This window comes from Bacillus paralicheniformis (assembly GCF_002993925.1).
Taxonomy (GTDB): Bacteria; Bacillota; Bacilli; order Bacillales; family Bacillaceae; genus Bacillus; species Bacillus paralicheniformis.
In genome coordinates this window covers 3,573,489-3,588,227 of the sequence record NZ_CP023665.1, presented here as the reverse complement: position 1 = coordinate 3,588,227, position 14,739 = coordinate 3,573,489, and the positions used below count along the sequence as shown (strand labels likewise).

Annotated in this window: 12 protein-coding genes; 9 read left to right on the top strand and 3 right to left on the bottom strand. The window is 47.1% G+C overall.

Annotated elements, in window-relative coordinates; all coding sequences use genetic code 11:
• Positions 1-169 precede the first annotated feature (169 nt).
• The 8 genes from CP943_RS18410 to CP943_RS18375 all read left to right on the top strand — a co-directional run bounded on the left by CP943_RS18410 (position 170) and on the right by CP943_RS18375 (position 11,086).
• On the top strand, positions 170-898 hold the full coding sequence (locus CP943_RS18410) for a response regulator transcription factor (protein WP_020452923.1): 729 nt from the start codon (positions 170-172) through the stop codon (positions 896-898).
• On the top strand, positions 895-2,652 hold the full coding sequence (locus CP943_RS18405; RefSeq protein WP_020452922.1) for a sensor histidine kinase: 1,758 nt from the start codon (positions 895-897) through the stop codon (positions 2,650-2,652). The genes CP943_RS18410 and CP943_RS18405 overlap by 4 nt, the downstream gene beginning before the upstream one ends.
• A 173-nt stretch (positions 2,653-2,825) precedes the next feature.
• A complete protein-coding gene (uxaC, locus tag CP943_RS18400) occupies positions 2,826-4,247 on the top strand; it encodes a glucuronate isomerase (RefSeq protein ID WP_020452921.1) in 1,422 nt (473 codons plus the stop codon).
• 41 nt (positions 4,248-4,288) lie between these two features.
• A complete protein-coding gene (locus CP943_RS18395) occupies positions 4,289-5,671 on the top strand; it encodes a glycoside-pentoside-hexuronide (GPH):cation symporter (RefSeq protein ID WP_373367302.1) in 1,383 nt (460 codons plus the stop codon).
• A gap of 80 nt (positions 5,672-5,751) precedes the next feature.
• On the top strand, positions 5,752-6,750 hold the full coding sequence (locus CP943_RS18390; RefSeq protein ID WP_020452919.1) for a LacI family DNA-binding transcriptional regulator: 999 nt from the start codon (positions 5,752-5,754) through the stop codon (positions 6,748-6,750).
• A 58-nt stretch (positions 6,751-6,808) separates the two neighbouring features.
• Positions 6,809-8,272: a tagaturonate reductase gene (locus CP943_RS18385; RefSeq protein WP_075212667.1), complete on the top strand. Its 1,464-nt coding sequence runs from the start codon at positions 6,809-6,811 to the stop codon at positions 8,270-8,272.
• A complete protein-coding gene (locus CP943_RS18380; protein ID WP_020452917.1) occupies positions 8,272-9,762 on the top strand; it encodes a UxaA family hydrolase in 1,491 nt (496 codons plus the stop codon). The genes CP943_RS18385 and CP943_RS18380 overlap by 1 nt, the downstream gene beginning before the upstream one ends.
• Positions 9,763-9,775: 13 nt before the next feature.
• On the top strand, positions 9,776-11,086 hold the full coding sequence (locus CP943_RS18375) for a glycoside hydrolase family 28 protein (protein WP_050820786.1): 1,311 nt from the start codon (positions 9,776-9,778) through the stop codon (positions 11,084-11,086).
• Positions 11,087-11,123: 37 nt separating this feature from the next.
• Here CP943_RS18375 and CP943_RS18370 read toward each other — a convergent pair whose 3' ends face one another.
• Complete coding sequence (locus tag CP943_RS18370) at positions 11,124-12,032, bottom strand: LysR family transcriptional regulator (RefSeq protein ID WP_050820787.1); 909 nt, start codon at positions 12,030-12,032, stop codon at positions 11,124-11,126.
• 190 nt (positions 12,033-12,222) lie between these two features.
• Here CP943_RS18370 and CP943_RS18365 point away from each other — a divergent pair, with 190 nt between their 5' ends.
• Positions 12,223-12,918 carry an MOSC domain-containing protein gene (locus tag CP943_RS18365; protein WP_105981220.1) on the top strand — a complete coding sequence of 232 codons (696 nt, stop codon included), beginning with the start codon at positions 12,223-12,225 and terminating at the stop codon, positions 12,916-12,918.
• 43 nt (positions 12,919-12,961) lie between these two features.
• Here the strand turns inward: CP943_RS18365 and CP943_RS18360 are convergent, their stop codons facing one another.
• Both CP943_RS18360 and CP943_RS18355 read right to left on the bottom strand, forming a co-directional pair.
• A complete protein-coding gene (locus CP943_RS18360; RefSeq protein WP_105981219.1) occupies positions 12,962-13,753 on the bottom strand; it encodes an SDR family NAD(P)-dependent oxidoreductase in 792 nt (263 codons plus the stop codon).
• A gap of 98 nt (positions 13,754-13,851) precedes the next feature.
• On the bottom strand, positions 13,852-14,532 hold the full coding sequence (locus tag CP943_RS18355; protein ID WP_105981218.1) for a GntR family transcriptional regulator: 681 nt from the start codon (positions 14,530-14,532) through the stop codon (positions 13,852-13,854).
• Positions 14,533-14,739 lie beyond the last annotated feature (207 nt).

Genomic DNA, 14,739 nt, shown 5'->3' with positions numbered 1-14,739 from the left:
GACATCAGACGATGTCTGTTTTTTTATTCCATGATTTCGTAAAGTAAAAAATCATTTCTAAAAAAGTTTATTTTTACTTTAAAATCAGAAAACGGGTGCCGATAAAGATATAATAGATGGTAAGATGAGGATATCAAAACATGATATAGACAGAAAGGAAAGAAGGATTTTGGAAAATGCGACAATTTTGATTGTGGATGACGAAGACGCCATTGTTCAAATGGTCAAGCGCGTCCTCACGAAGGAAGGATTTTCAGAAGTGCTGACCGCGAGCAGCGCAGAAGAAGCGCTCGACATCGTGAAAAAGGATACCGTGCACTTAATACTTCTCGATGTCATGATGCCGGGACAGACAGGATTTGATGTATCCCCTGAAATCAGACGGCACACCAACGCCCCGATCTTCTTTTTAACGGCGAAGACATCGGACCTCGATAAACTGTCAGGTTTTGCCTACGGAGCCGATGATTATATTACAAAACCTTTTAATCCTCTGGAGTTAATTGCCAGGATTAAAGCGCATTTAAAAAGAACGTATATACATAAAGAAGTCGCAGCTGCTTCGGTATCTTCAGCCTACGAATATGAACGGTTTACATTTCATCCCGATTTTGCGGAGCTGATCGTGGACGGAGAAACGGTCAGCTGCTCCGCACAGCTTCTCCAGCTTCTGCAATATTTTTGCGATCATCCGAACAGAGTGCTTTCCAAGGACCAAATTTATGAAAAAGTGTGGGGCGTTCCATCTTACGGAGACAGCAACACCGTTATGGTACATATCAGAAAACTGAGGGAGAAAATCGAAAAAGACCCGAGCAGCCCCGAATATATCGTCACGATTCGCGGTCTTGGCTATAAGTTCGTTCCCAATCCTGCAAGAAAAGAGAGCGAAGGATGAAGCTGAGAGGAAAGCTCGTTCTCCATTTTGTCAGCCAGATTTTCCTGATTCTCGGTCTTGTCCTCGCCACTCTGCTGTTATCCTTCATCTTTTTCGCTCTCCGGTTAAGCGAGAGCGAAGCGGATACAGGCTTGGCAAAAGCCACATCAGACACTTTTGAAAGCTGGGTCAGTGTGGATGACAATAATAATTGGCAGATTGAAGATATCTTGAAATCGGCTATCGACAAACAGGGAGGCTGGCTTCAAATATTAGACGGTAAGGAGAAAACCGTTTATTCCTACCGCCTTCCTTCGGAAATTCAGAGGGAGTACCACAGGGAAGACCTCGTATCAGTCTTTGACAAAAAAAGAATCAAAAAATATCAAGTCAACTTCTGGTCTGCCAATTTCAATGGTGAAGACTACGTGATTCTATTCGGATGGGAGTCGAAAAGCGATACGATCCTGTCCTATTTGGAAAAGGAAGAGAAGGATATGGCGGACCTTTCTTCCTATAAAAAAAGCACGCTTGATTTCATTAAGAAAAACAAAGGATCGGTTTATCTGTTCAGCGAAAAAGGGAAAATGTTGAACTCGCTCTATCAGGACATAGATTACAGCCAGGGCATCACTGAGCTGGAACTTTTAAAATACGGATCGAAGCCATGGAACTACGAGCACGAGTTTTCATACAGGCGTTTAAGCGCGACAGAATGGCTGATTGCCGCTACCCCGAACCCGATTTATAATCCGGATCATGAGTTCAACAGGACGATGATCGGGCTCGCTTTAAAAATCGTTCTGCTCGTGATCGGCGTTCTGATCGTATTGATGTCTTCCATGACGATTTGGTATTCTTTCAGATTCGGCATGCCGATCATCCATACGATTAAATGGATCGTCAACCTTTCAAAAGGGCGATTTGAAGAGCCGAGAAATCGGAAAGGCCGCCCGCAAAGCCGGAACAAAAAAGGGAAGCGAAAACAGCCGTACCGGTTGTTCACAGAAGTGTTTGAATCGATGGAGCAGCTGACGGAAACGCTGAAAAAAGACGAACAAAGCCGCAAGAAAATCCAAACGACTCGGGAGGAATGGATCGCGGGGCTCTCCCATGATTTAAAAACGCCGCTCAGCACGATTTACGGCTACAGCATGATGCTGGAGTCTCCAAACTATGAGTGGTCAAAAGAAGAAATCCGTGAAATCGGCCAGGCAATGAAAGAAAAATCGGACTACATGTCACAGCTCATCGAAGACCTGAACTTGACGTACAGGCTGAAAAACGACGCCTTGCCGATTAAACGCCAGACAGTGAGGCTTGTGCCGTTTTTAAAAAGCTTCGTTGAAGAGTTTAAGCGCCATTCGTTTTCGGAAGGGTACAACGTTTCTTTTGAATATACGCAAGAAGATACCGAGTTTGCGATAGACAGAGGCTGGTTCAGAAGAGTCCTGGAAAACCTCCTTGCCAACGCCGTCAAGCATAACAAAAAAGGCACTGACATCAAGGTGATCCTTGAAGAAACCAAGCAATATATTATTCTTAAAATTCAAGACAACGGAAGAGGCATGGACTCGGAAACCGTCTCAAATTTATTTAACCGCTACTACAGAGGAACGCATACAAAAGATGCGACAGAAGGAAGCGGTCTCGGCCTTGCGATTTCTTTGGAACTTGTCCACCTTCACGACGGCTGCATCGCCGTTGACAGCCGGACAGGCCGCGGGACGGAAATTACGATGGAATTTAAGAAAAACCCTAAAACCGCCAAATAAGCGGTATGAAAAAGAAGAAGCCAAAGGTTATTGCCTTTAGGCTTCTTTTATGTTGAGAAAATAATGGAAAAGAAGGCGAGGTTCGTATAAAATAAGATTAAATGTTAACGTTCACATTGTATTGCAAAAAGAAATGTTCACGTTAACATTAAATAAGGAAAGGTGGGGATTTTATGAAGCCGTTTTTGAATGACGATTTTCTTTTAACGAATGAAACGTCGAAAGTGTTGTACCACCAGTATGCTAAAGGGATGCCGATCATCGACTACCACTGCCACTTGAACCCAAAGGAAATTTACGAAAACAAAACGTTTAAAAACCTGACCGAAGTATGGCTGTACGGGGATCATTACAAGTGGAGAGCAATGCGGGCCAATGGAATATCCGAAGAGTTTATTACAGGAGATGCGTCAGACGAAGAGAAATTCAGCGCCTGGGCAAGAACGGTTCCGATGACGATCGGAAACCCGCTTTATCATTGGACCCATTTGGAACTGAGAAGGTTTTTCGGCATCGATGAACGGCTTGATGAAAAGAGCGCGCCGCATATTTGGGAGCGGGTGAACAAACAGCTGACCGGAGAAGGGTTCGGCGCCAGAGACTTGATTGAAAAATCAAACGTTGAAACGGTTGTCACGACGGATGATCCGGCAGACAGTCTTGAATATCATATGAAGCTGAAAGATGAAGACTTTAATGTAAGCGTTTTACCCGGATTTAGGCCAGACAAGGCGCTGGAAATCAATCAAGAAGGCTTTGCCGCCTGGGTGAGCAAGCTTGAAGCAGCAAGCGCTATGAAGATAGGAAATTATGACGATTTTTTGAAAGCGCTTAAAAACAGAATTGACTTTTTCCATGAACTAGGCGGACGGATATCGGATCATGCCATCAATCAAATGATGTACACGGAAACAGATGAAAGCGAAGTGCGTCCGATTTTTGCAAAGGTGATGAACGGAGAAGCCGCCTCGCCTGAGGAAGAGTGCAAATTTAAATCCTTTACCCTGCACTATTTGGGAACATGCTATGCGGAGAAGGGCTGGGCGATGCAGCTTCATATTAACGCCCTCCGAAACAACAGCAGCAAAATGTACCGGAAGCTCGGGCCTGATACGGGATATGATGCGATTAATGATCAGGACATCGCAAAGCCTTTGTGCAGCTTTCTCGATTCTCTTGACCGAAAAGACGCGCTGCCAAAAACGATCTTGTATTCTTTAAATCCGCGAGACAACGTCGTGATTTCAAGCCTTTGCGGAAGCTTCCAGGACGGCCGGATACCGGGGAAAATCCAGCATGGCACCGCCTGGTGGTTCAACGATACGAAAGACGGCATGCTCGAACAAATGAAATCGCTCGCCAACATCGGACTATTGAGCCGTTTTATCGGTATGCTGACTGATTCGCGCAGCTTTCTTTCCTACACAAGACATGAATATTTCAGGCGCCTGCTCTGCGATGTCATCGGCACATGGGTTGAAAAAGGAGAAGCGCCGGATGATATCGAGCTTCTGGGACGGATCGTCAAAGGGATCTGCTACGAAAATGCAAAACACTATTTCCAGTTTGAAGTGAAAGATCGTTTGAAAGCATAGAGTCACAAAATGGCTAGCAGAGGAGCTGCTTTTTCATGGAAATATCGACGAACAAACAAACCGAAACAGTCACCGTCACTCAAGAGAAATTAAGTTTAAAAGAAAAGGTTTCTTACGGTTTTGGAGATTTTGGGAACGGATTTATGTTTGACCTTGGACAGCTCTATCTTTTGAAGTTTTTTACGGATGTTGCCGGTATTCCGGCGGCAGCGGCCGGCGGCATTTTTCTTGTGAGCAAACTTTTTGCCGCTTTTGTCGATCCGATTGTGGGAACATCGATCGACTACAGGAAGAATATCGGGCCGAAAGGCAAATTCAGGCCGTATTTGCTATACGGAAGCTTTGTGCTCGCGATTTTGACGATATTGACCTTCATCTCGCCGAATCTGTCACCGACGGGCAAACTCATATACGCTTATGCGTCATACATGCTTTGGGGCCTCGGCTATTCCTTTGTCAACATCCCTTACGGCTCGCTCGGGGCGGCCATGACGCAAAATTCGGTGGAGCGGACTTCGCTTGCTTCCTTTCGACAGGCCGGCTCGCTGGGCGCCCTGTTTGTGACGAGCATTGTTGTCATTCCGATGATCGTCAGGTTTGACAACCCTGCGGTTGCCTATCCGGTCGTCATGGGGCTGATGTCTTTTCTCGGTGTGTTGTTTTTCTACATTTGCTATAGAAACTGCCAGGAACGGATTGTCGTAAAAGATGAGAAGTACAAACAGGAAAAAGTGACATTCAAAGCAATATCAAAGACGTTTTTTACGAATAAACCGCTCCTTACGCTTATATTCATGACCATTTTTACGATTTCAGCCTATAACCTTAAATCTGCGATGCTGATTTATTTCGCACAGTATAACCTCGGCAACGCCGAACTGATGGCCTACATGAACTTTATCATCATCGGCTCATCCTTTATCGGCGTCATCATGCTGCCGAAGCTCGTGAAGCTGTTCGGGAAAAAGCATACCGCTATTTTGGGGCTCGCGGTTTCCGTCTGTGCGGATCTGATCAATTTTTTCGTACCGGGCAATGTCTTTGTTTTTACGATTCTCGCCAGCATCGCCTTTATCGGCATCAGCATTCCGAACGGTATCACCTGGGCATTTGTATCAGACGCAATCGATTATGGCGAGTGGAGAACAGGGGAACGGAAAGAAGGAACGGTATACTCGCTGTTTAACTTTTCGAGAAAGCTGGCTCAGTCGCTCTCCGGCTTCCTGTCGGGGATCGGTCTCAGCATTATCGGCTATGTGCCGAATGCGACCCAAAAAGCGGGGACGCTGCTCGGCATTAAAGCGATACTCCTTTTATATCCTGCAGCGGCGCTGACGGCGGCCATTCTCGTTCTCGGCTACCTGTACCGTCTGACAGATCAGAAGCATGCCGAAATGATCGCGGAAATCGAAGCGAGACCATAGCGGAATTTCATTTTCTAAAAAGCGCTTTTGATATGGTAAACTGATGGTAACAACAGCAAGAAAAGGCGGGTAAAAAAACAATGTCAGTAACGATTAAAGATATCGCCAGGCTGGCGAATGTATCGCACACCACAGTATCCAGAGCGCTGAACAATAGTCCGCTGATAAAAGAGAACACGAAAAAGAAAATACTCGACATCGCAGCCGAAATGAATTATAAACCGAATTTTAATGCGAAAAGCCTTGTTACGCAAAAGTCTTTTACGATCGGTCTGTTTTTAACAAGCCTGACAGACGGGACGTCTTCAAGTTTCTTTGCAGACATCCTGCGCGGCGTCAACAAGGTGATCGATGAAAACTATAATATGGTTGTCAGGGGGATTGACGATTATCATGATTTGTCATCCATTCACCGCAACCGCTATGACGGCATGATTTTAATCAGCCAAAGCGAACAGGATCAGGCTTTTATTGAGCATGTCCTCAAACAGAATATTCCGGTCGTCGTGCTGAACAGAAAAATCGAAGGGCACTCCGTCGTCAATATTTTGGCGAATGAACACGAGGGCGCTTTCCTCGCTGCTTCATACTTGATCAAAAACGGCCACAGACGGATCGCCATGGTGCAGGGGAAAGAAAGTTTTAAATCGTCTCAAGAAAGAAAAGGAGGCTTTCTTCGAGCGCTTCGCGACTCAAATCTTGACATGCCCGGCGAATACCTCGTTCAAGGTGATTATACGATGCAAAGCGGCTTTCGTGCGGCTGAAACGCTGCTGAAGCTGAAGAACCCTCCGACAGCCCTGTTTTGCGCCAATGATGATATGGCGATCGGCGCGATGAACGCCCTTTATGCAAACGGGAAACGCTGTCCTGACGATATGTCGATCATCGGCTTTGACGATAGCGGATTTTCGGCGTATACGACACCGTCATTGACGACGGTAAAAAAACCGACGGAAAAAATCAGCATGCTTGGTGCGGAAAGCCTGTTGTCACTGATCGAAAATCCGCAGGCAGAAGGCAGGCAGACGCTCATCGGCACGGAGCTGATCATTCGCAATTCAGTTAAGCATCTATAGCATCATTTTTGATGCGCTGTAAAATGTGAACGTGTGCAAAAATGAGGAGGGAATTGAAATGGAGAGGCTGTCCAAACGGATAAGGTCTAAGCCGAGCCGTCCCGAACGGATTTTGCAAATCGGGGAAGGTAACTTTATGAGGGGGTTTATTGACTGGCAGATTCATAGATTGAATGAAGAAACCGATTTTAACGGCAGCGCCGTTGTTGTGCCTCCGCGCCGCGGCTCAGTAACGGCCTTTCAAGAACAGGATGGGCTTTACACGCTTTATCTTGAAGGCTTCCGGGAAGGACGGGAGGTTCGCGATTCTGCTGTCATTACAACAATCAGCAGAGTCGTCAGCAGCTATGAACACTATGATGAATTTATGAAGCTGGCCGATCTGCCGGATTTGCGCTTTGTCTTTTCAAATACGACAGAGGCCGGCATCATATATATCGAGGAAGACCGGCTGTCCGACCGTCCGCAGAAGAGCTATCCGGGGAAGCTGACTGCGCTGTTATACAGACGCTACCTGACTTTTCAGGGAAGCAGGGAAAAAGGCCTGGTGATCCTCCCGTGTGAGCTGCTTGAAGATAACGGGAAAAAACTGAAAGAGATTGTGCTGCGCTATACGAACGAATGGGCGCTTGAACAGGGGTTCATCGATTGGCTTGAGGAGTCAAATGTGTTTTGCAATACGCTTGTAGACAGGATCGTACCGGGATTCCCGCAAGAAAATGCACACCGGCTTGAAGACGCGGCCGGCTATCGCGATTCTCTGATGGTGACGGCGGAGCCGTATCATTTGTTCGTGATTGAAGGGCCGAAATGGCTTCCAGACGAGCTTCCGCTTCATGAGGCCGGTCTGAATGTCGAGTTTGTCAAAGATGTGACGCCGTACCGGGTGAGAAAAGTGAGAATCTTAAACGGCGCCCATACCGCGATGACGCCGATCGCTTATTTGGCAGGCCTTGAGACGGTTCGTGAAGCGGCTGAAGACGAACTTATCGGATCATTTGTGAAAGAGCTGATTCAGCGTGAAGTGCTCGAGACGATCGATATGCCCGGCAGTGAACTTGACGCCTATGTGGAAGAGATTCTCGACCGCTTTAAAAACCCGTTTATCCGTCACAAGCTGATCGATATTTCCTTAAATTCCTTTGCAAAATTCAAAGTCAGAAATTTGCCCGTCTTAATGGAATATGCGGAACGAACTGGCAAACTTCCGGCTCGAACCGTATTTGCTTTAAGCGCTTTAATTTATTTTTACCAAGGAAAACGGGAAGATGAGGCCATTCCGCTGTCTGACGACGATGAGGTGCTGGCTTTTCTCAAACGGCTCTGGACAGAAGAGACAGACGTTTCAAACATCGCGTTCCATGTTCTCGGGTTTGAAAAAGTATGGGGGCAAAACCTGAACGACATTTCCGGGTTGACGGACAAGACGGCTGAATATTTAAGGGACATGAAACAAACGGGAATGAGGAAGGCGCTGAAAAAAATGATGAACAGCCAAATGGCTGAGCTGGGGGACATGTGATGAAAGACTGCTTGATGATCAATTCTCAAGATAATGTCGGCATTGCGTTAAGAGAATTGCAAACCGGTGAAACGGTCACTGCAGGAGAACGGACCATCGTGATCAAGGAAACGATTTTGAAAGGCCATAAGTTTGCTTTAAAAGACATCGCTGAAAATGAAGACGTCATCAAATACGGCTTTCCGATCGGGCACGCCACTGACATGATTCAGACGGGGGAGTGGGTGCATACAAAAAATGTGAAAACGAATTTGGGCGGTGTCGAAGAATACAGCTACAAGCCGAAATTTACGGAAAACCGCTATCAAAAAGAACCGCTCACATTTAAAGGCTTTAAACGAAAAGACGGAAAAACGGGAATCAGAAACGAGCTATGGATCGTACCGACTGTCGGCTGTGTAAATGGCATTGCAGAGCTGATCATCAAAGAATTTAAAGCTGAGATCGGCTCTATCGTCCCTTTTGAAAGCGTTCACGTATTAAAGCATCAGTACGGCTGTTCACAGCTTGGCGATGATCATATCAACACGAGAACGATGTTGGCGAATGCCGTCAAACACCCGAATGCAGGCGGTGTCCTTGTACTGGGACTTGGCTGTGAAAACAACAGCATCCATGAATTCCGCGAAGCGCTCGGCGATTATGATCACAGCCGGGTCAAGTTCCTGCTTTCTCAAGAAGTATCAGACGAAGTCACGGAAGGCGTCAAACTGTTAAAAGAAATTTATGAGCATGCAAAAGGTGACCGGCGTGAAGATGTTCCGCTTTCTGAACTGAAGATCGGTTTGAAGTGCGGCGGATCTGATGGATTTTCCGGCATTACCGCAAATCCGCTGCTCGGCCGGCTCTCCGATTTTCTGATCGCCCAAGGGGGAACGGCGGTTTTGACAGAAGTGCCTGAAATGTTTGGAGCGGAAACGCTTTTGATGGAGCGGGCTGAAAATGAGGAAGTGTTTCATAAAATCGTCCGCTTAATCAACGATTTTAAACAGTACTTTATCGATCACAGGCAGCCCGTCTATGAAAACCCGTCTCCGGGCAACAAAGCAGGCGGCATTACGACATTGGAGGATAAGTCGCTCGGCTGTACGCAAAAAGCCGGCACTTCAAAGGTGACGGATGTTCTGGAATACGGGGACGTTTTGAAAAAGAACGGGTTGAACCTGCTGAGCGCTCCGGGAAATGACCTTGTTGCTTCATCCGCACTGGCCGCTGCAGGGTGTCAAATCGTTTTATTTACGACAGGGCGGGGCACGCCTTTTGGCACCTTTGTGCCGACGATGAAAATTTCAACAAATACAGCGATTTATGAGGCGAAGCGCCACTGGATCGATTTTAATGCGGGAAGGGTGCTCGAAAACCGGTCAGAAGATGACGTTTTGAAAGAGTTGACAGCATATTTGATCGAAGTCGCGGGCGGCAGGCAGCTGAACAATGAGATAAACGATTTCAGGGAGCTTGCGATATTTAAAACAGGCGTTACATTGTAAAGGGGGCGGTAACGTGAGTCTGCAGAAAATAAAAGACGAGATTCTAAAGACGCTGAAGGTTCCGGTATTTCCTGATCGATCATTTGATGTTACAGCGTTTGGGGCTGACGGAAGCGGAAAAAAGGATGCGACGGGAGCGATACAGAAGGCGATTGATCAAGCCCACAAAGCAGGCGGTGGAAGAGTAGCAGTTCCTGAAGGCGTGTTTCTTTCCGGTGCACTCAGACTGAAAAGCAATGTGGAGCTTCATCTTGCACAAGGAGCGGTGATCAAATTCAGTCAGAACCCGGAAGATTATCTCCCCGTTGTGCTGACGAGGTTCGAAGGCGTCGAGCTCTATAATTATTCACCGCTCATCTATGCTTACGAAGCCGAAAATATTGCAATAACCGGAAAGGGCACGCTTGACGGCCAAGGTGATGACGAGCATTGGTGGCCGTGGAAAAGGGGAACGAACGGCCAGTCTTCACAGGAAAAAGACCGAAATGCTTTGTTTGAAATGGCTGAGCGCGGTGTCCCGGTCACTGAGCGGCAGTTTGGAAAAGGGCATTATTTGCGGCCGAACTTCATTCAGCCGTATCGCTGCAAAGATATTTTGATTCAAGGTGTCACCGTGCTGAATTCGCCGATGTGGCAAGTTCATCCCGTGCTTTGCGAGAATGTGACAGTGGACGGAATCAAGGTCATCGGACACGGTCCGAATACCGACGGAGTCAACCCGGAATCGTGCAAAAACGTGGTGATCAAGGGCTGCCATTTTGATAATGGAGATGACTGCATCGCCGTCAAATCGGGAAGGAACGCCGACGGCCGAAGGATCAACATGCCATCGGAGAACATTGTCATTGAACATAACGAAATGAAAGACGGGCATGGAGGGGTCACGATCGGAAGCGAAATTTCCGGCGGCGTGAAGAATGTCATCGCCGAGGGAAACCTCATGGACAGCCCGAACTTGGACAGAGCCCTCCGCATTAAAACGAATTCGGTGCGCGGCGGTGTTCTTGAAAACATCTACTTTCACAAAAATACGGTCAAAAGCTTGAAGCGCGAAGTGATCGCCATCGATATGGAATATGAAGAAGGGGACGCCGGAGATTTCAAGCCCGTCGTCCGCAACATTGATGTTGAGCAGCTGAAAAGCATGGGCGGACAATACGGGATCAGGGTGCTGGCGTACGATCATTCTCCAGTCACCGGTCTGAAAGTGACTGATTCCGAGATCGACGGCGTCGATATTCCGATGGAACTGAAACATGTGAAAGACCCTGTTTTTTCGAATCTGTATATTAACGGAAAACGCTATGATTCACACGAAGTCTAAACAGAGATCCTCTGCAGACATGCAGAGGATCTTTCTTTTAACGCGGCGGCGCATCAGCGGTTTCGTTTTTGACCGAGGAAATCAGCAGTTCAATAAACACCCGGCTTGCAGCGCACATATGCTTGTTTTTACGGTAAACGATGCTGATTTCCGTCGTCAAATCCGGCATTTGAATCGGAATCGTCTGAATGGATTTATTTCCAATATCATCGAGATAGCCTTTCGGCAAAATGGTGGCGCCAATGCCTTTACCAACCATGTTCATGATCGATTCCATCGTTGTCATTTCCATGACTGGCCGAGGTTCGAATCCAAACGTGCGGCACTTTTCGTTGATCAGCTGCCGCAAAAAATACGTCTCAGGCAGCAAAATGGATGGAATCTCCCTTAACACGTCAAGCGTGACAAACTGCCGTTTTGCAACCGGATTGTCAATAGGCACTGCGAGGGCGAGCTGCTGGGTAAGGAATGGAACGGTTTCCAGATCACTGTGTTCCACCCGCTGGGCTACAATGCCCAAGTCGAGCTCATTTTGCAGCAGCTGGTCGTAAATATCTCCGGTTCTCAGCCCTAAAACAGACAATTCAATATTGGGGTAGCTGCGGTGAAATTCGATCACGGTCCGGGGAAGCAAATAATTAACCACGGTCAACAGCGCCCCGATTTTTAGCGTTCCCCTCTTTAAACCTTGGAGCTCGCTGATTGCGTCTTGCGCCTGTGACAGTTCATGAAAGATATTGTAACAGTGCTGAAGCAGAATCTTTCCCGCTTCCGTCATTACGGTGCGTTTGCCTGAACGGTTAAACAAAGGCGTTCCGATTTCATGTTCAAGCAAACGGATTTGCTGGCTCAGCGAGGGCTGAGCGATATTCAGTTTTTCGGCGGCACGGGTAAAATGAAGCTCCCGGCACAATGCCATGAAATATTCCAATTGCTTTAGCTCCAATGCTTTTTCCCTCTCTCCATTATAAAAAACAGACGAAACTCAACGATAGGTTTAACCTATTGTTTTTATAATAACGATTGAATGGTTTTATGATAAGAGGTCGATTATACTTAAATCTCAAAAGAGATGTGCAGCGTTGCTGTTCGGCCGCTGCCGTCTGCAGGACATTTGAATGTAAGAGGTGATATGAATGGAATATGCCGATATCCTTTCGATCAATGTAGGGAAGCCAGAGGCAATTCAGTTTCAAAATAAAGCTGTGTCTACCGGAATATACAAGAAGCCGGCAAGCGGCCCTATCTTCCTGTCATCTACTAATTTTGCGGGGGACGGGCAGGGGGATCTCGTTCATCATGGTGGCGCGGAAAAAGCAGTGTGTGTCTATCCGTATGAACATTATCTCTTTTGGGAAAAGGAACTGCAAAGAAAGCTGGAATACGGAGCATTTGGCGAAAATTTAACGATCAAGGGTCTGCTGGAGGATGACGTTCATATCGGCGATATCTTTCAGCTGGGTGAAGCTGTTGTACAGGTGAGCCAGCCAAGGCAGCCTTGCTATAAACTAACCGTAAGGTACGGTATGCCCGATATGATACTGAAGGTACAGGACACCGGATTTACGGGTTTTTACTTTCGCGTGCTGAACGAAGGGTTCGTCTGTAAAGATCGTGGTCTGAAACGAATCTCACGCCACCCTAAAGGCATCACGATTTCTTACGCAAATCGCATCAAGCATCATGAAAAGAACAACATTGAGGGCATCAAAAAACTTCTCGAGGTGGAGGAACTGTCGGCAAATTGGCGGGCATCATGTTTAAAGCGGCTTAACGGTTTTGAGCCGGATGACCGCGAAAGGCTGACGGGAGGTTTGGAGAAGAGATCTTAACCCAAAAGGAAAAAATCCTCTGCCGATCGGCAGAGGATTTCTGTTAAATGGAGCGGATAATTCCGCCTTCCACTCTTTGAGCGGAACCGTTGATGGCCGCAGCTTTTTCGGAAGCGAGATAGACGATCGTACTCGCCACTTCTTCCGGTTTTGCATAGCGCTGAATCAAAGAAGTCGGCTCATTCACTTTGAAATAGTCTTTGACAAAAGTGTCTAAATCGGTTTTCTCCTGAGCTGCGGCACCCTCCATATAATTGGCGACGCCTTCCGTCCAGGTAGGTCCCGGAAGGACGGAGTTGACCGTCACATTTGTCCCTTTCGTCATTTCGGCCAAACCTCTTGATAAACTGATCAGAGCGGTTTTCGTCATCGAATAAGGGATCATCTGCGGAAGCGGTTTGATGCCGGCTTCGCTTGCCAAATTGAGAATCCTTCCCTTATTACGCTTCAGCATGGCCGGCAGAAACGCGCGGCAAAGCCTGACTGCGCTTAAAACGTTTACTTCAAAATATTTGAGCCACTCTTCGTCTGTCACCTCTGTGAAATCCTTCACTTCAAAGAAGCCCATATTATTGACGAGGACATCAAGCTCCCCGATTTTAGCGGTTTTTTCGACCAATGCCATGCTTTCTTCAGGATCGGATAAATCAGCGGCAATGCCGTGAACGTTTCCGTGCCGGGAAAGTTCCTCAACGACTGACTGGACTTTTTCTTCTGTCCGTCCGTTCACGATGACTTCGGCCCCTTCCGCCAAAAAGGCTTCCGCCGTTGCTTTTCCAATACCTGCAGTAGAACCTGTCACGAGGACGAGTTTGTCTTTCAGCTTTAAATCCATATGCCATCAATCCTTGTTTTGAGAGTTAAGATGAAAAAAACATCTAATGAACAGTATATCGCAGCTGGATACCTCGGTCGAAAATCGTGCTTGACGTTTTATTGTTCCTTGTCTTTTAAAATCTTATGAATATCTTCCATCGGACGGAGCCAATTCTTTTTCATCACTTCAGCAGCCAATTTCGGATCGTTTTTTTCAAAAGCGGCGATGATTTCCCAATGCTCGGCGGCGGACTGCAGTTTCGGAGCAGACGGCCGATTGAAAAACACATACTTCATCCGTCTGACATGAAGCTGCAGTACAGAGGAAAACTGAAGAACATACGGGTTTTTAGCCGCTTCTGTAATCAAATGGTGGAACTGTTCGTCCAGTTCGGCTGCATCGTGGTTCCGCTCTTCTTTAAACGCGGCTTCGTATTGAGCCGCGAGTTTTTTGAGCTCGGCGATCTCTTCTTCAGTCAAAAGCGGCGCGGCCAGTTCCGCCGCCAGAGCCTGAAGATGTGCGAGCGGGGGATAGACGGCCAGCGCATCATCGGGATGAATGAGCGTGATCTTTGTTTCTTTTCCCGGCTTCATTTCAACAAAACCTTGGGATTCGAGGAGCTGTAGCGCTTCTCTGACCGGTGTGCGGCTGACGCCGAGCGCTTCGGCCAGATCGGCATCCGTGACTTTTTCGCCGGGTTCAAGTGTTCCGTCGACAATCCAGCGCTGCAATTGGTGAAACGCTTTTTCCTTTGCTGAAAGTCTGACCTGCGGCGTATAGTTTTTCGGTATCGGCATAAAACCACCCTTTCTCTATATGCAATATATCGTAAATACTTTAGCAAAAACAACGTTTTTTCAGTTGAAAATCTCCTTTTCAGAATCTCATATACAGACCTGTGTCGATTATAGTATAATAATTCCGAAATTAGGACACGAATGAGTCAGAAAGGCGCTAGCCGTCAGCAGCTTAAGGGAGCCGGCGAGCCCCCCGCGAGCAGTTCG

What these genes read in the sequence shown, in the direction of transcription:
- CP943_RS18405 (WP_020452922.1), top strand. Translation starts at nt 895, where the DNA reads ATGAAGCTGAGAGGAAAGCTCGTTCTCCATTTTGTCAGCCAGATTTTC.
- uxaC (WP_020452921.1), top strand. Translation starts at nt 2,826, where the DNA reads ATGAAGCCGTTTTTGAATGACGATTTTCTTTTAACGAATGAAACGTCG.
- CP943_RS18390 (WP_020452919.1), top strand. Translation starts at nt 5,752, where the DNA reads ATGTCAGTAACGATTAAAGATATCGCCAGGCTGGCGAATGTATCGCAC.
- CP943_RS18385 (WP_075212667.1), top strand. Translation starts at nt 6,809, where the DNA reads ATGGAGAGGCTGTCCAAACGGATAAGGTCTAAGCCGAGCCGTCCCGAA.
- CP943_RS18380 (WP_020452917.1), top strand. Translation starts at nt 8,272, where the DNA reads ATGAAAGACTGCTTGATGATCAATTCTCAAGATAATGTCGGCATTGCG.
- CP943_RS18365 (WP_105981220.1), top strand. Translation starts at nt 12,223, where the DNA reads ATGGAATATGCCGATATCCTTTCGATCAATGTAGGGAAGCCAGAGGCA.
- CP943_RS18360 (WP_105981219.1), bottom strand. Translation starts at nt 13,753, where the DNA reads ATGGATTTAAAGCTGAAAGACAAACTCGTCCTCGTGACAGGTTCTACT.
- CP943_RS18355 (WP_105981218.1), bottom strand. Translation starts at nt 14,532, where the DNA reads ATGCCGATACCGAAAAACTATACGCCGCAGGTCAGACTTTCAGCAAAG.